Origin of the sequence: Pseudomonas khorasanensis (assembly GCF_014268505.2) — a bacterium.
GTDB lineage: Bacteria > Pseudomonadota > Gammaproteobacteria > Pseudomonadales > Pseudomonadaceae > Aquipseudomonas > Aquipseudomonas khorasanensis.
Genome location: NZ_JABWQP020000001.1, coordinates 1,076,021 through 1,094,280, shown reverse-complemented (window position 1 = coordinate 1,094,280; position 18,260 = coordinate 1,076,021). Strand labels below are relative to the sequence as shown.

15 protein-coding genes are annotated in these 18,260 nt (G+C 60.0%); 14 read left to right on the top strand and 1 reads right to left on the bottom strand.

Annotation, left to right across the window (positions count from 1 at the left end):
* The first annotated feature begins 2 nt into the window (after positions 1-2).
* From HU727_RS05055 to HU727_RS05005, 11 genes are all read left to right on the top strand, one after another.
* Positions 3-1,394 carry an undecaprenyl-phosphate glucose phosphotransferase gene (locus tag HU727_RS05055; RefSeq protein WP_225919771.1) on the top strand — a complete coding sequence of 464 codons (1,392 nt, stop codon included), beginning with the start codon at positions 3-5 and terminating at the stop codon, positions 1,392-1,394.
* A 68-nt stretch (positions 1,395-1,462) separates the two neighbouring features.
* Entirely contained in the window at positions 1,463-2,803 is a 1,341-nt protein-coding gene (locus HU727_RS05050; RefSeq protein ID WP_186528691.1) for a UDP-glucose dehydrogenase family protein, read from the top strand.
* Positions 2,804-2,819: 16 nt separating this feature from the next.
* The gene (locus tag HU727_RS05045; RefSeq protein WP_186528689.1) at positions 2,820-3,524 is read left to right on the top strand and encodes a WecB/TagA/CpsF family glycosyltransferase; all 705 of its coding nucleotides are present in this window, start codon (positions 2,820-2,822) and stop codon (positions 3,522-3,524) included.
* Positions 3,525-3,526: 2 nt separating this feature from the next.
* Entirely contained in the window at positions 3,527-4,609 is a 1,083-nt protein-coding gene (locus HU727_RS05040) for a glycosyltransferase (protein WP_186528687.1), read from the top strand.
* Positions 4,606-5,718 (top strand): glycosyltransferase, encoded by a 1,113-nt coding sequence (locus tag HU727_RS05035; RefSeq protein WP_186528685.1) that lies wholly within the window; start codon positions 4,606-4,608, stop codon positions 5,716-5,718. The genes HU727_RS05040 and HU727_RS05035 overlap by 4 nt, the downstream gene beginning before the upstream one ends.
* The gene (locus HU727_RS05030; protein WP_186528683.1) at positions 5,715-7,028 is read left to right on the top strand and encodes an O-antigen ligase family protein; all 1,314 of its coding nucleotides are present in this window, start codon (positions 5,715-5,717) and stop codon (positions 7,026-7,028) included. The genes HU727_RS05035 and HU727_RS05030 overlap by 4 nt, the downstream gene beginning before the upstream one ends.
* A 16-nt stretch (positions 7,029-7,044) precedes the next feature.
* Positions 7,045-7,998 carry a glycosyltransferase family 2 protein gene (locus tag HU727_RS05025; RefSeq protein WP_186528681.1) on the top strand — a complete coding sequence of 318 codons (954 nt, stop codon included), beginning with the start codon at positions 7,045-7,047 and terminating at the stop codon, positions 7,996-7,998.
* Positions 7,999-8,011: 13 nt separating this feature from the next.
* Positions 8,012-9,430, top strand: coding sequence for an oligosaccharide flippase family protein (locus HU727_RS05020; RefSeq protein ID WP_186528679.1), 1,419 nt, complete (start codon positions 8,012-8,014; stop codon positions 9,428-9,430).
* A gap of 33 nt (positions 9,431-9,463) precedes the next feature.
* Complete coding sequence (gene galE, locus HU727_RS05015; RefSeq protein ID WP_186528677.1) at positions 9,464-10,519, top strand: UDP-glucose 4-epimerase GalE; 1,056 nt, start codon at positions 9,464-9,466, stop codon at positions 10,517-10,519.
* Positions 10,516-12,018 (top strand): family 16 glycosylhydrolase, encoded by a 1,503-nt coding sequence (locus HU727_RS05010; RefSeq protein WP_186528675.1) that lies wholly within the window; start codon positions 10,516-10,518, stop codon positions 12,016-12,018. Before galE ends, HU727_RS05010 begins: the two co-directional genes overlap by 4 nt.
* Positions 12,019-12,114: 96 nt before the next feature.
* Positions 12,115-13,164 (top strand): acyltransferase family protein, encoded by a 1,050-nt coding sequence (locus HU727_RS05005; protein ID WP_186528673.1) that lies wholly within the window; start codon positions 12,115-12,117, stop codon positions 13,162-13,164.
* 11 nt (positions 13,165-13,175) lie between these two features.
* Here the strand turns inward: HU727_RS05005 and HU727_RS05000 are convergent, their stop codons facing one another.
* Positions 13,176-14,075, bottom strand: coding sequence for a helix-turn-helix domain-containing protein (locus HU727_RS05000; protein WP_186528672.1), 900 nt, complete (start codon positions 14,073-14,075; stop codon positions 13,176-13,178).
* A 162-nt stretch (positions 14,076-14,237) separates the two neighbouring features.
* On the opposite strand from HU727_RS05000, the gene HU727_RS04995 reads away from it, so the two are divergent.
* From HU727_RS04995 to HU727_RS04985, 3 genes are all read left to right on the top strand, one after another.
* Positions 14,238-15,596: a glutamine synthetase family protein gene (locus tag HU727_RS04995; RefSeq protein ID WP_186528670.1), complete on the top strand. Its 1,359-nt coding sequence runs from the start codon at positions 14,238-14,240 to the stop codon at positions 15,594-15,596.
* A gap of 180 nt (positions 15,597-15,776) precedes the next feature.
* Positions 15,777-16,865 carry a polyamine ABC transporter substrate-binding protein gene (locus tag HU727_RS04990; RefSeq protein ID WP_186528668.1) on the top strand — a complete coding sequence of 363 codons (1,089 nt, stop codon included), beginning with the start codon at positions 15,777-15,779 and terminating at the stop codon, positions 16,863-16,865.
* The gene (locus HU727_RS04985; protein WP_186528666.1) at positions 16,862-18,163 is read left to right on the top strand and encodes an NAD(P)/FAD-dependent oxidoreductase; all 1,302 of its coding nucleotides are present in this window, start codon (positions 16,862-16,864) and stop codon (positions 18,161-18,163) included. Before HU727_RS04990 ends, HU727_RS04985 begins: the two co-directional genes overlap by 4 nt.
* Positions 18,164-18,260 lie beyond the last annotated feature (97 nt).

Here is an 18,260-nt window from a genome sequence, read left to right as displayed (position 1 = left end):
CCATGACACCGCTCTATACCGCTCATATGACGCACCGCCGAGGCCTGACCTTCTGGGGCCAGTGGTCGTGCGCACTGATGTTGGCCACGTTGCTGCTGGTGCTGCTGGTGTATTGGCGTGTCGGCCATCTGACCAGCGAATATCGCATCCTGATCATTCTGACTGTGCTTGGATCAGTACCGATCTACAGCGTCATGCGCGTATATCACAAACGCAATGGCCTGTTGGTCGGCCTCGGCAGGCTGCTTGCCGGCTGGTTGATCCTGATGGCGGTGCTCGCGACAATTGCCTTCGTCACCCAGACCAGCGCGATCTATTCGCGCCAGGTGATCATCATCTGGGCCGTGTTGGGATTCGTGGTCCAGGCGGCGAGTTTTCTGCCCCTGCACTGCCTCGCCAGATTGCACTCGCGGCGGATCTGCAACGAGCGTCGCTCGGTGATCATCGGTACCTGCCCGACGGCCCATGAGCTGGCCAAAAAGCTTTCCAGCCCCAACCGTGCGCTGGTGTTGGGCTTCGTTGCCGCTGCCGACGACAGTGGCCCCGCGCCTAGTATTTTGCCGCTGCTCGGCCGTGTAGAGGCGATCCGCGAAATCATCGCGCGCCTTGAAGTGCGCCGCGTCTATATCGTGCTGACCATGGCGCATGCCGCCACCATTGAGGCGCTCTACATCGACCTGCTGGACGTCAATGTCGACGTGGTGTGGATTCCCGATTTTGGCAGCATGGTATTGCTCAACCATTCGATCTCGGAAATCGAGCGAATGCCGGCCATCTACCTCAATGAAAGTCTGATCAGCTCTCATCCGGCCAGCCTGTTTTGCAAGGATCTGTTCGAGCGCAGCCTGGCCGCCCTGGCCATTATTCTGCTCAGTCCGTTGCTGCTGCTGGTGGCGATCGCCGTCAAGCTCACCTCCCCCGGCCCGGTGCTGTTCAAGCAAAACCGTCACGGCTGCAACGGCGAAGTGATCAAGGTTTGGAAGTTCCGCTCCATGCACGTTCACGATGACCGTGACGTTCGCCAGGCCACCCGTAACGACAACCGCCTCACGCCGATCGGTCACTTTCTGCGGCGCAGTTCCATCGACGAATTGCCGCAGCTGTTCAATGTCGTGTCCGGTCGGATGGCCCTGGTCGGCCCGCGCCCGCATGCCGTCACCCACAACCTTTATTACACCGGCAAGGTGCGCGCCTATATGGCCCGCCATCGCCTGAAGCCAGGCATCACTGGACTGGCCCAGATCACCGGGCATCGCGGCGAAACCGAGACGCTGGAAAAGATGCAGCTGCGCGTCGCCCAGGACCTCAACTACATCAACCAGTGGTCGCTGTGGCTCGACATCAAGATCCTCCTCAAGACCCCCTTCACGCTGTTCTCGAAAAACATCTACTGACCCCTGCCCCACCGCTACCTGCCCCTGCCCGACCGTTGATAACCGTCATGACGACCTGAGGTTTGACCATGAATGTGAGCGTATTCGGTATTGGTTATGTTGGCCTTGTTCAAGGCGCCGCACTGGCGGAGGTCGGGCACAGTGTGCTCTGCGTCGATGTCGATGCTGCCAGGGTCGAGGCGTTGAAGGAAGGCACCCTGCCCCTCTACGAGCCGGGCTTGAAAACTCTGGTGCGCGACAATTACCAGAGTGGTCGACTGCGCTTTGGCACTGACCTCGTCGAGGCCGTGCACCATGGCGATGTGCTGTTGATCGCTGTCGGTACACCACCCGACGAAGACGGTTCGGCGGATCTTCAATACGTCTTGAACGTGGCGCAGACCATCGCGCTGCACATGGATCGTCATCACATCATTGTCGACAAATCCACCGTGCCAGTCGGCACGGGTGATCGGGTGCGGGCGCACATCGAACAGGTGCTGGCCGACAGCGACCGCAGCGACCTGACCTTCGACGTGGTCTCCAATCCGGAATTTCTCAAGGAAGGCTGCGCCGTCGAAGACTGCATGCGCCCGGACCGGATCATCATCGGCACCGACAGCGCGCATGCCGAGGAAGTCATGCGTGAACTGTACGAGCCGTTCAATCGCAATCGCGAAAAAATCATCGTCATGGACGTTCGCAGCGCCGAGCTGACCAAGTACGCCGCCAACTGCATGCTGGCGACCAAGATCAGCTTCATGAACGAAATGGCCTGCCTCGCGGAAAATCTTGGCGCCGATATCGAGAAGGTACGCCACGGCATCGGCTCCGACCCGCGCATCGGCTATCAATTCATCTACCCCGGCCCGGGCTATGGCGGTTCGTGTTTTCCCAAGGACGTAAAGGCGCTGATCCACGCTGCGACCAGCATCGACTTTGATGCCCGGGTGCTCAAGGCCGTGGAGGCTCGCAACCAGGAACAGAAAACCAGCCTTTACAGCAAGATTTTCAATCACTTCGCCGGCCACCTGAGCGGCAAGACCTTCGCCCTCTGGGGGTTGAGCTTCAAACCCAACACCGACGACATGCGCGAAGCCCCCAGCCGCGTATTGATGGAAGCCTTGTGGCGCGCCGGGGCCAGCGTCCAGGCATTTGACCCAAAAGCCATGGACGAGGCCCAGCGCATTTATGGCTCGCGTGATGACCTGACCTTGACGGGCACCAAGGAAGCGGCGCTGAAAAACGCCGACGCGTTGATCATCGTCACCGAATGGCAAGCGTTTCGTGCGCCGGACTTTGACGTGCTCAGCGAGCGGCTCAAGCAACCGCTGATTTTCGACGGGCGCAATCTGTTCGATCCGCAACGGTTGAGCAAACGCGGCTTTACCTACGTTTCGGTGGGTCGCCAGACCCCTTCAGTGATCTGACGGGAGCCTCGCCATCATGTTGAAACTCGAACTGGCCAGACGCTATTCGCCGAAATTACTCGAGGCCAACCACGCCTATTCCTTCATAAATTTTGCCTCGATCAGCAGCTTCCTGGAGCAGCGCCCGAGCACGATCACCTATTTTTGCGACGGCATGCTGATGTCGGCTTTCATGTCGCGGGTCACCGGCCGGACGATCGGCCGGGTCAGCTTTGACTTCACGTCCATCGCCGACCCTGTTCTGGGCGGCGCCGAGCAGGGAGGAAAACGGGTGTATTTCGTCGGCGCCCGACAAGCCGAACTCGAACTGTTCATCCTCAAGATCAAGACGCTGTATCCGCGGCTGAGCATTGCCGGTTACCACAACGGTTATTTCGATGCCGCCGAGGCCGAGGCCATTCGGGCCGATATTTGCCGCAGCGAAGCGAACATCCTCATCGTTGGCCTTGGCGCCGGGCTGCAAGAGCAATTCGAGCAGGACGTACTGCGCGCAGGCTTTGAAGGTGTTGCTTTTACCTGCGGCGGGTTCATTCGCCAGGAAGCGCTGGCGTCGCGGCAATATTACCCGGCGTTGATCAATCGCCTGCATTTGCGCGCGTTCTACCGAATGTACCGTGAGCCCCACACGATCAAACGCTACCTCATCGATTACCCCGGCAACTTTTTGCACCTGCTGGCCCTGCTCGCACGACGCGAAGTCGCCATCAGCGTCGGGGAGTGACCATGCACATTCTGTTCATTCTCAAGGATTTCAAATCGGGGGGCGGCGTCGAGCGCGTGCAGCAACGGTTGTCCGAGCAATTTCTCAAGGATGGCCGGCGCGTGAGTTTCTTCGTCATGAATGGCGAGACCCCGGACACCGAAGGTGATCAACGCCACCACCGTGGCGGCGGCAACGGCGTCGCCGGCCTGCTCCGCTCAATCGTGCTGTTGCGCCGGCTCATTCGTGATGAACAGGTGACCCACCTTGTATCCGCCAAGGAACAGGCCAACGTCTGCACCTGGTTTGCAACGCTGGGCAGTGCCTGCAAAGTCATCTACAGCCGGCACATCGCCCTCGATTGCAAGGAGCAGAAAACCGGCCCTTCGAGCTTGCGCCTGCTCTATGCCTTGTACCTGTGCGGCAGCGGCAAGGTTGTTACGGTCTCGGCTGCGTTGCGCCAGTCGTTGGTCGGCTTGTTACCGTGGGGACGACAGCGAATCAGCTATTGCCCCAACGCAGTCATCACCGAGCAATTGTTCCAGGCCTCACGGGCGCCACTGGTCGCCGGATTGCCCGATGCCTACTGGTTAGGGCTGGGACGACTGACGCAGCAGAAAGGCTTTGATCTGCTGCTCGATGCCTACGCCTTGGCGTCGCAACACCGCGCCCTGCCGGATCTGGTGATTGCCGGCGACGGGCCGATGCGCGACACACTGATTGCTCAGGCGCAGCGCTTGGGTATCGCGCAGCGGGTGCACTTCACCGGGTTTCTGAGCAACCCCTACCCACTGCTCAGGCACGCGCGGCTGTTCATCTTGAGTTCCACCCACGAAGGCATGCCGACCGTGCTGATCGAAGCGTTGGCGCTGGGTACGCCGGTGCTGGCCTGCGACTGCGAAACCGGTCCCAGGGAACTGCTGAACAACGGTCAGCTCGGCCTGCTGGTCAAGGCCAACGACGTACCGGCACTGGCCGAGGGCATGTTGCACAGCCTGACCTCCCGGGATGACGTGATGCCGAACGAAAAAAGCGTGACCGACGCCCTCCGGCCTTACACCAGCCAGCACGCGGCGCAGGCGTATTACCAGGTATGGAATCAATGAAAAAATTCCTGATCATCCTGCACGACCTCGGCGCGGGCGGGGCTGAAAAAATGATGACACGCCTGGCCGGTGCGCTGGTCGACGCGGGTAACGACGTGACATTGCTGCTGCTCACCGGTGGCGGGATCAACGCGGCCTGTCTCGATCCGCGCGTCAAGACCGTGGAACTGCAAAGCCCCCGCAGCGCTCGTGCGGTGCCGGCGCTGGCGCGATTTCTGCGGGCCAATCGCTTTGATGCGCAACTGGCGGTGCTTACCCACGTCAACGTCGTTGCAATCGCGGCGGCCGCGCTGTCGGGCACGCTGGCACGGTTGCACGTCAGTGAGCGCAATGCGTTTTCCCACGATAAGCACGTCAACCCTGCCTTCACGGTAAGGCTCGCCTACTGGGCGGCACCGCTGCTGTATCGGCTGATTCCCAATCCGGTGATCTGCGTTTCGAAAGGCGTTGCCCAGGACCTCGTCGATACCACCATCGCACGTCGCCAGGACGTGACCATTGCTGACAATCCAGTGCTCGACGACGACTTCTACAAAAAACGGCCGGGCCGGCCCAGCCACCGCTGGCTGCTGGAAAAGTCCGACGCAGTGGTCGTCGCCGTGGGCCGTCTGGCCCGGCAAAAAGGCTTCGATACGCTGATCACGGCCATTGCTGCGCTCCCTACTACCGGCGTGCGTCTGATTATTTTCGGTGAAGGTGCGCTCAGGACTCAATTGCTTGAACAGGCGCGTGCATTGGGCCTCGCTGATCGTGTCGACCTGCCGGGTTATACCGCCGATCCTCTGGCGGAAGTGGCTGCAGCCGATTGCTTTGTGTTGTCGTCGCGCTTCGAAGGCAGTCCCAATGCGTTGGTAGAAGCCCTGGCCACAGGCACGCCGGTCGTGGCGACGCGCTGCCCGCATGGCCCGGCGGAAATCCTCATCAACGGGTTGGTGGCGCCGCTGGTCGATGTCGACGACGCGGTCGCGCTGGCACAGGCGATCGTTCTGCAACTGGGTACACCGCGCAATTTCAAGCGCCATACCCGACTTGAGGCGGCCGCCCGGTTTGCCAATACCCGTGCCGTGCAGACCTACCTCACCGCGATGCTCGGGAGCGCTGCATCATGAGCACACTGGCGATCAGATATACGACCCTGCGTGACGGCTTTGCCTTGTTTGGCGTGCTCTTCTACATCCAGGTGATCACGTTTGTCCTTGGGCTGGGCGGCGGATTCAGCTTCGGCGATGTCAGCAAAGACCTCGAAGGCAGCGTTGCCAATCAGGTCTGCGGACTCATCACGCTCCTGGTGCCGTTGTTTTTCGCTATTCGCCACAAGGTATTCCTCAGCAAAACCTTCTACCGCAGCAACTTCTTCCTGCTGCTCTTTGTGCTCTGCGTCATCGCCTCGATCGGCTGGTCCCATGACCCCATGCTGTCACTCAAGCGCGTTATTGCGCTGCTCGGCGTGGTGTTTTTTGCCGGTTTCATTGCCTGGAATTACCCACTGGAAAAGATCGTGTTCATGCTCGGCTGTGCGATCGGCGTGGCAGCGTTTATCGGGCTGATGCTCGCGCTGGTCATGCCCGAGGTCGCGTTTCTGTCCGGGGGAATTCGCGACGGCGCCTTCAAAGGTATTTTTGCCGAAAAGAATGCCGGCGCACGGCTCAATGCCGTCGCCATCCTGTTGTTGCTGCCCATGATCCGCCAGGGCAATCGCCGGGCGCTGTTCTGCGCGTTGTGTTCGCTGATCGCCATCCTGCTGGCGCAGTCGGCAACCGGCGTTGCACTGGTCATTTCCGGGACCGTGAGCTACGGGTACTTCCTCACGCTGATCCGCCTGCGAATCAACCGCTCTCAGTGGCTGTTCTTCGGTTGCACGGTGCTGTTTCTGCTGGTGTGCCTGCTGCTTTACAACCACCTGGCGTGGCTGCTGGAAATCGCCGGCCGCGACCCTTCACTGACCGACCGCACGCTGATCTGGGAACTGCTCGCTCCGTTTGTCGAGCAGCAATGGCTCAAGGGATACGGCTTCGGCGCCTTTTGGGCCAGTCCGGATGCCGATGCCTTCATCACGCGCTGGGGCTACATCGGCAACGCCCACAGTGGCTACGTCGAAACCCTGCTTAACGGCGGTGTCATACAATTGAGCGCGCTGGTGTTGCTGCTGGGCGAAGCGCTGTTCAAGCAATACCGCGCCGTCACCGCAAACCATTCAGCGCAGTACCGCGCCAGCGCTCTGGTGATCATCGGGCTGTTCGCCGTCACCAACTATGTCGCGTATGTGATCCCCAATTACCGCTCCGCCGAGTTTTTGGTGTTCTGCACCCTTGCCCTGTCTTTTCGGCATCGGCTTGTCATGTACCCCGCGTCATCACCCGCAGCCCAGCGTCAGCGTTCGGCCGGCCGGGCATTTGCGGCTGATTCAGCCAAGGCGTAACACAAGGAGAAGCCCCGTGCGAAACCAAGCCCCGCTTTCAGCGCATACCGTGTGCGTGTTGATCCCTATGTACAACGGCGCCGACAGCATCGAGCAAACGCTGACGTCGCTGGCCGAGCAGACCCGATTGCCCGATCACGTCATTGTCATCGACGACGGCTCTACCGATGACGGGCCGCAACGGGTCAGGCGCTTCGCCGCGCCGTTTCGCCTGACGCTGCTGCAGCAGCCCAACGAAGGCCAGGCCAGTGCGCGCAATACCGGCTTGCGCCACAGCCGGGAGACCTTCGTGGCGATGCTCGATGCCGACGACCAGTGGCGCCCACAGAAACTCGAGCTGCAACTGGCGCTGTATGACGAACTCGAGCGTCAGGGTCGCCCGGTCGGGCTGATCGACTGTTACGCCCAGGTCAACTACAGCAACGGCAAGCGGCAACTCGACAACCTGCGCAAGGGCGGCATGCACTTTTACGATTTCGTTCACGCCAACGTCCTCAATGGCGTCTCCGCCGCGCTGGTCAAGCGCGACGTCATGCTGCAACTCGGCGGCTTCGATGCCGGCCTGCGTTACTGCGAAGACCGTTTCATGTGGACCCGCATCGCCGAACACTGGGAGATCCACACCGTGCCGCAGGTGCTGCTCGAGCGTACGGTCAACGACGGCAACATGACCGCGCAACCGAAAAAGCACTACCAGAACAAAATCAGGTTCATTGAGGTGTATCTGGAACGCTATGGCGCGCAACTGAGCAAACAGCAACACATCGACTTCGTGCTGGGCAATCACACCGATTTCCTCAATACCTTTTCCCGGCGCGGCGAGCATGTCGAGGTGCTCGATGTTTACCGGCGAATGTTCGAATACTCCTGGCAAACGTTGATCTTCGATCACGGCAAACCGACCTTGCGTTACCTTTATGCCCTCGCCAAGTCATGGCGCAAGGCACCGGCGTCAACCATCGTTCAATGAATCGGTACCTGCCATGGCCAATCCCCGCCTCGTCACCCTCGGCTGGATCTTCACCGAAAAATTCGGCCTGATTCTGCTGTCGATGATCACGTTCGTCGCTTATGCGAGGCTGCTGTCGCCGGCCGAACTGGGGGTGGGCACGATCATCATTGCCATCGTCGAGCTGGTCGGGCTGATTTACTCATCGGTACTGGAAGATCCGCTGGTGCGTCTGGAGCGGCTGGAGGACAGGCACATCTCGACTGCGTTCTGGGCGGCGGTTTTGGTCAGCGTGATGTCGATTGTGCTGATCTCTGTGGCGGTGATGTTTTACACCTCCGACCCAATACTGCGCTTGATGACCGCGCTGGCCTCGGTGAAGATCCTGTTCACCATGATGGCGCGTGTCTACGTGGCGCAAATGCGCCGTAGCGGCAACTTCAAGATGCTCGCCTCGCGCACGTTGCTGGGCAAGGTCGTCGGCGGCGTCGCCGGCATCGCTGTCGCGTTGTGTGGATTGGGCGCCTGGGCCGTGATTGCCCAGGCGCTGGTCATGGAGTTCGTCTCGATCATCGTCTTGATGCGCGCAGATCCGCGACGCATCGCCTTTTATATCGACGGTCCGTTCTTGCGCGAGTTGCTAAGGGCCGGCACGCCCGTCGCGATCAACGCGTTGAGTTCACAGACCCTCCAGCGCGGGGTCAACGTGGTGCTGGGGATGACTGCCGGGGCAAATGCGGTCGGCATGTTCAACATGGCCATGCGCATCATCGACCTGCCGCGTACGGCGATCTATAACGGCCTGCTGAGCTACGCGCTGCCGGCGTTTTCCCGGCGCAGCACCGAGCCGGTGCGCCTGCTCGGGATCATCGGCGACTCCACGGTAGTGAGCAGCTTTTTGTTGACGCCGCTGTTCCTCGGCATCGCCCTCACGGCCAGCGACCTCATTCTGTTGATCTTCGGCGCCAAGTGGGCAGAGGCCATTCCTCTGCTGCAAGTACTGGCGTGCACAGCGGCCATCGGCAACACGGCAATGTACGCGACTACCGCATTGGTAGCGGTCAACCGCAGCCACCTCACGATCAAGGCTGAGGTAGTCACGACGGTGCTGGCGCTGCTGCTGGTGTACGTCTTCGGCAGTGTTTATGGCGGCATGGCCGCAGCCATTGCGCTGCTGGCGCGCATGCTGATGATCACGCCCTTGCAGATCCGCGGGCTCAATGCCGCCGTCGGTTACGGCTGGCGTCGGTTCTTGAACTCCAATTACCGCAGTGTGCTGGCTTCTCTGGTGATGGTCGCGACTGTTTTGTCCCTGTCGCCGCAGCTGGGCATTCAAGGCTATCTCCACCTGGCATGCAACATTTTGCTGGGCGCGCTGAGCTATGCCGTGGCGTATAGCGTCCTGCACCCGCGCTGGCCGCAGGAATTCAAATCGGTGTTCACCGCTCGCTGAATTCAGTCCCCGAAAAAACAGGAAGACCTATCCATGCGCAAAACTACGTTGATTACTGGCGGGGCCGGTTACATCGGCTCCCATACCGCGTTGGCGCTGATCAATGCCGGGCGGCACGTGCTCGTCCTCGACAACCTGTGCAACAGCTGTCGGGAGTGCATCAAGCGTCTTGAGCAACTGACCCTGACCAAGGTCGATTTCATCAAGGGTGACGTCCGTGATTCGCGCTTGCTCGACGACATCTTCAGCCGTTATGACATCGATGCCGTGGTGCATTTCGCCAGCCTCAAGTCGGTCGCAGAAAGCGTGAGCAACCCGTTGGACTACTACACCAACAACGTCGCCGGTACGCTGGAGCTGTGCCGGGCCATGGCCCGCAACGATGTGTTCAAGCTGGTGTTCAGCTCATCGGCCACGGTCTATGGCGAGCCGACACGCACGCCGATTTCCGAAGATCTCGGCACCGGCAAACCGGTCAATCCCTACGGCCGGACCAAACTGATGATCGAAGAATTGCTCAGCGATCTGTGCCACGCCGATCCGCGCTGGAGCATCGCCCTGTTGCGCTACTTCAACCCGATCGGTGCACACGAGAGCGGGATGATCGGCGAAGCCCCCACGGGACATCCCAACAATCTGTTGCCTTGCCTGACCCAGGTCGCCATAGGCCGGATCCCTGAGCTCACGGTGTACGGCAGCGACTATCCCACCGTCGACGGCACCTGCGTGCGCGACTACATCCATGTAGTGGACCTCGCCATCGGCCACCTCAAGGCCCTGCTGAAGTTGCAGCAAAACAGCGGCATAGATGTCTGGAACCTCGGCACCGGCGTTGGCTATAGCGTGCTGCAGATCATTCACAGCTTCGAAGACATCACCGGCATCGCCATTCCCTATCGCTTTGCACCTCGCCGCCAGGGTGACATTGCCAAATGCTTTGCAGACCCCGGCAAGGCCAAACGGGAATTGGGCTGGACCGCGCAGCGCGATCTGCCGCAAATGATCGTCGATGCCTGGCGGTGGCAATCGTGCAATCCGCAGGGGTACCAGTCTTCATTCAAGATTGCGGCACTGAGCGCGGCCAGATGAAATTCAAAGCCGCGCTGTTCCTGTGGTGGCTGTGCGTTGCTCTGGCGGGCAACGCGGCGCAAGCGCCACCCGGTGTCCCCGCCGCCGGGTTGGTGCTATGGCTGGACGCGACCGATGCGCAAAGCGTGAAGCTTGATGAGCAGAACCGCGTGCTGCGCTGGAACGACAAATCCGGCAACGGCCATGACGCGACCGTCGACAATCCCGGCTCGGCGCCACAATGGCTGCCAAACGCGGCAGGTGGTCGCGCAGTCGTGCGTTTCAGTGGCGTGTCGGGGTTTCTCGGCAAAGCCATCCGCAGCGCCAAAGGCCCGGTGACGGTGCTGGTCGTGTCCCGGCGCACATCCGAACAGGCCGAGGTTGATCCCTGGCAACGCTTGTTCAGCTCACGCCCGCAAACCGCTGACAACGATAACGTCCTGCCGAATTTCGCCATCAGCCTGCAACAGACCGCCGCGTATGCGACCACTGTTTCGGTGCTGGAGCTTCACGATGTGCCGATTGGTCCTTACGGCGTCGGGCGTAACGCGGTCGGCACTGCCGATAACTTTCGCGGCGACATTGCCGAGGTGCTGGTCTACGACCGTGCGTTTGCCTCCCTCGCCGAGCGCCAGCAGGCGTTTCAGTATCTGGCGGAGAGATGGTCGGTGGCCATTCCCCGGGTCGCGGATACCTGGACCCGGGTCGGACCGCTCGGTCCAGTACCGGCCCGAAACAACCCGAATCTGCCGCTGTCTGACCAGGCCAATGCCGGGCAGTGGGTACTCAACGATAAGCTGTCCGACGAGTTCAACGGCAGCACCCTCGACCGGACACGCTGGCACGTCAACAACGGCATCGGCAACGAATCGCTGGGCCGCAAACCAGCGCTGTATACCGAGCGAAACGCGAGCGTCGGCAATGGCAACCTGAACATCGTCTTTCGCAAGGAAACCTTGCCGGAAAAGTACGTCAAGCTCGGTTTCAAGGACTACACCTCAGCCATGGTCCGCACCCTTGAGCGCGGCTTGTTCGGCTATTACGAAGCGCGCGCCAAACCGATGAATTCCGCAGGCTCCAGCGCGTTCTGGCTGGCCTGGACGGGCATGGCCGATAACGCCACCGAAATCGACATTTTCGAAATCGCCGGCAAGACCAGGAACGGCGCCCTGGACCGCTCCTATCACATGAATGCTCACCTGTGGGCGACGCCGCAAAGCACCGAGCACATCGCCGATGGCAGCATCTGGATCAGTCCATGGCGCCTGGCGGATGACTTTCATGTCTACGGCTTCGATTGGCAGCCCGATACCCTGCGCTGGTATGTCGATGGCGTACTGGTCAGGGAATCGAGAAACAAGCACTTCTTCTTTCCCATGGAAATCGTCTTCGACAGCGAGGCCATGTGGTCATGGTTCGGCGTGGTCGATGATGCGGACCTCCCCTCAACGTTTGAAATTGACTACATCAAGATGTGGCAACGCCGTTCATCGCTGTCCCAGGCCGGGAGTGCGCCGTGAACCGCCACTGCTGTTTCAGCTTGCGCCTTGAGTCGAAATCAACTCGGCAGAGTCGTCAGTTTTTGATCAGCGCTGATCAGTCTGGAGCGCATTTACATGAACAACCGACGGCTCAAGGAACTGGATTTGCTGCGATTTCTGGCGGCCATGGCCGTGGTGTTTTTTCATTACGCGTTTCGCGGATACGCCAAGGGCGACATGTCGGCGATGCCCTACCCGCTCCTGGCTGAGCCTGCCAAGTACGGCTATCTGGGCGTCGAGCTGTTCTTCATGATCAGCGGCTTCGTGATTTTGATGACCGCCTCCAGCAACAATCTGAGGGTCTTTTTCATTTCCCGCGTGGTCCGCCTTTGCCCGGCCTTCTGGGTGTGCTGCACGATTACGTTTCTGGTCACCCTTGCCGTCGGGCAGCCACGGTTCAGCGCTGATTTTTATCAATACGTGGTCAACATGGCGTTTTTGAGCGAGATGATGAATGTCGAGCCCATCGACGGCGTGTACTGGTCGCTGTTCGTTGAGATCAAGTTCTATCTGATGATTTCGGTTCTCCTGGCCTTGAAGAAAATAGACAGGATCGAGCCCTGCATGGTGGCCTGGCTGTTGATCTCCGCAACCGCCGAGGTACTGGAATTTGAAAAGCTGCGCTCGATGCTGATTACCGATTACGCGGCCTGGTTTATCGCCGGTGCAACGTTTTATCTGGTCTGGGCCAAAGGCTTCACCCCGCTGCGCGTTTTGCTGCTGGTGGGTGCGCTGGCACTGGCGAGTTTCACCGCAGTGGTTTGGGCGGCAGAGATCGAAAGCAAATACTCGACCGACTACAACCCGCTGATCATCTGCGCCATGGTTGTGCTGTTTTTCGTGATCTTTCTGTTGATCGCGACGAACCGCATGGCAGCCCTGCAACGCTGGAACTGGACAGCCCTGGGCGCGCTGACCTATCCGCTTTACCTGCTGCATCAAATGATCGGTTTCATGATCTTCAACATCGCCTATCCGGCGGTAAACCCTCACGTGCTGCTCTGGGGCACCGTGGCGTTCATGATCAGTGTTTCCTGGTTAATTCACGAGCAAATAGAAAGACCCATGGCCCGATCCATCAAAAGGTCCCTTTCAATGTCCTTCAAACGTGTCAGCGCCGATTAGGGCTGCAGACATCACCCGCGCTTCAGCGTCTCGCTCGGCAGCTCCTTGAACAGCGCCCGATAGCTGCTGGAAAAACGCCCCAAATGCCAGAACGACCAGTGCATGGCGACTTCTGCCACGGTGGTTTCGGTCGGGCGGCGTTTGAGCAATTCCCGATGCGCGCTGTTCAACCGACGCAGGCGCAACCAGTGACTTGGCGTCATTCCCGTGTAGGCCTTGAAGGCCTGTTGCAATTGCCTCAGCGACACCCCCGCCACCTGCGCCAGTTCAAGCAGATTGAGCGCCTCTTCCGGCGAATCAGCCGCCCACTCCCCCACGCGTTTCATGATCTTGCGTTCCTCGTTGCGCCGCTGCAGTGCGCCGCGGTCTAGGCTCGTGCGGGCGTTGTCGAGGATGAACAGACAGTCCTCAAGCAGCTGCTGAGTCAGGCGATCTTTATCCATTGAATCAACAGCTTGCGAAATCTTCGTGAGAATGGAGCTTAACCAGCCACTGAACAAAACGTTCTGTCCGCAGTTGAGCGGCGCCATGAACAGGCCTTCCAGTTTCGCCACATCCAGACCGTGCTGGCGGACAAAATCCGCCCCGAACACTACAGCAATCTCCCGGTAGTTCTCCGGCGTGATCCAGATGTTGCGGCTCTCTTCATTGAGCAGATAAAGCGCGTTGTCGCTGCGATCAAAACAGAACGCCAGCGCACCCGAAGGCGCACTGAAATTCTGTTCGACCCGGGTGTTCATCTGCTCTTCGTAAACCTCGACGCCTTGCAGATCCAGATAACGAATCTGCCCGGCGAAATGCCCGGGCGACATCTGCTGATAATGCTGGACCCAGCCCGGCGTGGCGCGGATTTGCTCGGCCACATCGGCGGTGTTGAACGCTTGAACCAGTAGCGAATTGCACGTTGTCATGGGGTGACCTTGCGCACTCTTTTGGTGCGCTTTGGTGCTGCTTAAAGTGGATAGATGGAATCGCAAGCCGCGCCCAAGATAGTCGCCAACGCGCCACAGGGGAAGGGGCGGAAGATGAAACCCGCCCTCCCCGGCGTCTATAAAACCAATAACGAGGTCTTTATGAATGCCCCTTTCGATCAGCTGTTCACGTGGCTGAAAGATCACAAGATTACCGAAGTTGAATGTGTGGTCAGCGACCTGACCGGCATCGCCCGCGGCAAGATCGCACCGACCAACAAGTTCCTGCATGAGCGAGGCATGCGCCTGCCGGAAAGTGTGCTGCTGCAAACGGTAACCGGGGATTTTGTCGACGACGACATCTACTACGATTTGCTCGACCCGGCTGACATCGACATGGTCTGCAAGCCGGTGTCCGATGCCATGTATGTGATTCCCTGGGCGATCGAGCCGACCGCCATCGTGATCCACGACACCTTCGACAAGTTCGGCAACCCGATCGAACTGTCGCCGCGCAACGTGCTGAAGAAAGTCTTGCAGTTGTACACCGACAAGGGCTGGAAGCCGATTGTCGCGCCCGAAATGGAGTTTTACCTGACCCAGCGCTGCGAAGACCCGGACTTGCCGCTCAAGGCTCCGTTGGGCCGCTCGGGCCGTGCCGAAAGCGGCCGACAGTCGTTTTCAATTGATGCCGCCAACGAATTCGACCCGCTGTTCGAAGACGTCTACGACTGGTGCGAACTGCAGGGCCTGGACCTCGACACGTTGATCCACGAAGACGGCCCGGCGCAGATGGAAATCAACTTCCGCCACGGCGATGCGCTGGATCTGGCCGACCAGATCACCGTGTTCAAACGCACCCTGCGCGAAGCGGCGCTCAAGCACAACGTCACCGCGACGTTTATGGCCAAACCGATCGGCGACGAGCCCGGCAGCGCCATGCACTTGCACCAGAGCGTGGTCGATATCGCCACCGGCCAGCCGATTTTTGCCGACGCCGACGGCACGATGAGCGAGCTGTTCCGCCATCACATCGGCGGCCTGCAAAAGTACATCCCGAAAGTCCTGCCGATGTTCGCGCCCAACGTCAATTCGTTCCGCCGCTTCCTGCCGGACACCTCGGCGCCGGTCAACGTTGAATGGGGCGAAGAGAACCGCACGGTGGGTCTGCGGGTACCAACTTCGGGGCCGGAGTCGATGCGGGTGGAGAACCGTTTGCCGGGCGCCGACGCCAATCCTTACCTGGCGATTGCCGCCAGCCTGCTGTGCGGCTACATCGGCATGGTCGAGAAGATCGAACCGAGCGCAGCCGTCGAAGGCCGTGCTTACGAGCGACGCAACCTGCGCCTGCCGATCACCATCGAAGAAGCCCTGACGCAGATGGAAGACTGCCTGAAAGTGACCGAGTACCTGGGCAGCAAATTCGTCCGTGGCTACGTGGCGGTGAAGCGCGCCGAACACGAAAACTTCAAGCGCGTGATCAGTTCATGGGAGCGCGAATTCCTGCTGCTCAGCGTCTGAGACGAGTCAGCACAATCCCTGTGGAATGGTGTAAAGCCTGAGAAATTGATCGTTCCCATGCTCCGCGTGGGAATGCATCCCGGGACGCTCTGCGTCCCATCCAGAGCCGAACGCGGAGCGTCCGTTGAGGCATTCCCACGCAGAGCGTGGGAACGATCATTACAAAAAAAAGGTGTCGATATGCGTCTGTTGAAATCCGTTCTCCCGGTCGCGCTGAGCGTGCTGTTCAGCGCCGTAGCCCATGCTCAACCCCAGGTCAGCGTCTATAACTGGACCGACTACATCGGCGAAACCACCCTTGCCGACTTCCAGAGCCAAACGGGCATCAAGGTGGTCTACGACGTCTTTGACTCCAACGAAACCCTCGAAGGCAAGCTCCTCGCCGGTCGCACCGGTTATGACGTGGTGGTGCCGTCCAACCACTTTCTCGCGCGTCAGGTAAAAGCCGGGGCGTTCATGAAACTGGACCGTGCACAGTTACCAAACTGGAATAACCTTGATCCGAAACTGCTTGAATTGCTTGAAAAAAATGATCCGGGCAACGAGCACTCCGTTCCTTACCTGTGGGGCACCAACGGCATCGGTTACAACGTGGACAAGGTCAAGCAAGTGCTCGGCATTGATCGCATCGATTCCTGGGCGGTGCTGTTCGAACCCGAAAATCTGAAAAAGCTCAGTCAGTGTGGCGTGTCGATGATGGACTCTGCCGACGAAGTGTTCCCGGCCATCCTCAACTACATGGGCATGGACCCGCGCAGCGAAAAACCCGAGGACTACAAGAAAGCCGAGGCCAAGCTGCTGAGCATTCGCCCGTACATCACCTACTTCCATTCGTCCAAGTACGTGTCGGACCTGGCCAATGGCGATATCTGCGTCGCGTTCGGTTATTCCGGCGATGTGTTCCAGGCCGCCAACCGCGCCAAAGAAGCGAAGAACGGCGTCAACATCGCTTACGCCATTCCCAAGGAAGGTTCCAACCTCTGGTTCGATCTGCTGGCGATTCCCGCCGATGCGAGCAACGCCAAGGAGGCCCACGCCTTCATCAACTACCTGCTCGATCCGCAAGTGATCGCCAAAGTCAGTGCCGCCGTCGGTTACGCCAACCCGAACCCGGCCGCCAAGCCGTTCATGGATCAGGAACTGGTCAACAACCCAGAGGTTTATCCGCCTCAGTCCGTCCTCGACAAGCTCTACATCTCCTCTACCCCGCCCCAGGCCATCATGCGTCTGATGACCCGGTCCTGGAGCAAAGTGAAGTCGAACAAATGAATCAGCACAGCCAACAACACGCCCGCTCCTATTACGCCGCTTGCGCGCGGGCAGCCACGCCCTACCCTGCGCTTGACGGCGATTTGATTGCCGATGTGTGCGTGATCGGAGGTGGTTTCACCGGCGTCAACACGGCGATCGAATTGGCGCAGCGCGGCTTGTCCGTGGTGTTGCTGGAGGCCCGTCGCATCGGCTGGGGCGCCAGCGGGCGTAACGGCGGACAGTTGATTCGCGGCATCGGTCATGAGGTTGAGGGTTTTGCCCGTTATGTCGGCCAGGACGGTGTGCGTTATCTGCAGCGCGCCGGCATCGATTCGGTGGAACTGGTGCGCCAGCGCATCACTGAAAACGCCATTGACTGTGACCTGCGCTGGGGCTTCTGTGAGCTGGCCAACACGGCGGCGCAGTTCGCCGCGTTCAAGCACGAGCAGGACAGCCTCGGTGAACTTGGCTACGTCCACCAAACGCGCCTGATCGGCCCTGAGCAGATTCGTCAGCAAGTGGTTGACGCCAGCGTGTATGCCGGCGGTCTGATTGACATGGGCTCGGGCCATTTGCATCCGCTGGATCTCGTGCAGGGTGAAGCACGACTCGCCGCATCGCTCGGCGTGCGCATCTACGAGCAAAGCCCGGTACTGGAAATCGTCCATGGCCCGACGGTCGAGGTGCGCTGCGCGACCGGTTCCGTGCGCGCCGGCAGCCTGGTGCTCGGTTGCAACGCGCATCTTGACGAACTCGAACCCGGACTCAGCGGCAAAGTGCTGCCTGCCGGCAGCTACATCATCGCCACCGAGCCTTTGTCCGAAGCCCGCGCTGCGCAGTTGATCCCGCAGAACCTTGCGCTGTGCGATCAAAAGGTCGGTCTCGACTATTACCGGCTCTCGGCGGACCGACGTTTGCTGTTCGGCGGTGCCTGTCATTATTCCGGGCGGGACCCGGCAGACATCGCGGCGTATATGCGCCCGAAGATGCTCAAGGTTTTCCCGCAACTGGCCGACGTGCGCATCGATTACCAATGGGGCGGCAAGATCGGCATCACCGCCAACCGCTTCCCCCAGGTCGGTCGGCTCAAGCAGCATCCGAATGTGTTTTATGCGCAGGGCTATTCCGGTCATGGCCTGAACGTGACCCACTGGTGCGCGAAGTTGTTGGGCGAGGCCATTCATGCCGGTCACAGCCAGGGACTGGACGTGTTCAGCCGCGTGCCGCACATGACGTTCCCGGGCGGTCCGGCCTTGCGTTCACCGCTGCTGGCGCTGGGGATGTTCTGGTATCGGTTGCGCGAAATGCTCGGTTAACAGGTGCCTACACATTCCCGGACTTAAAGCGGCCTCGAACTTGATCGTTCCCACGCTCTGCGTGGGAATGCAGCCGGGGACGCTCTGCGTCCCGAAC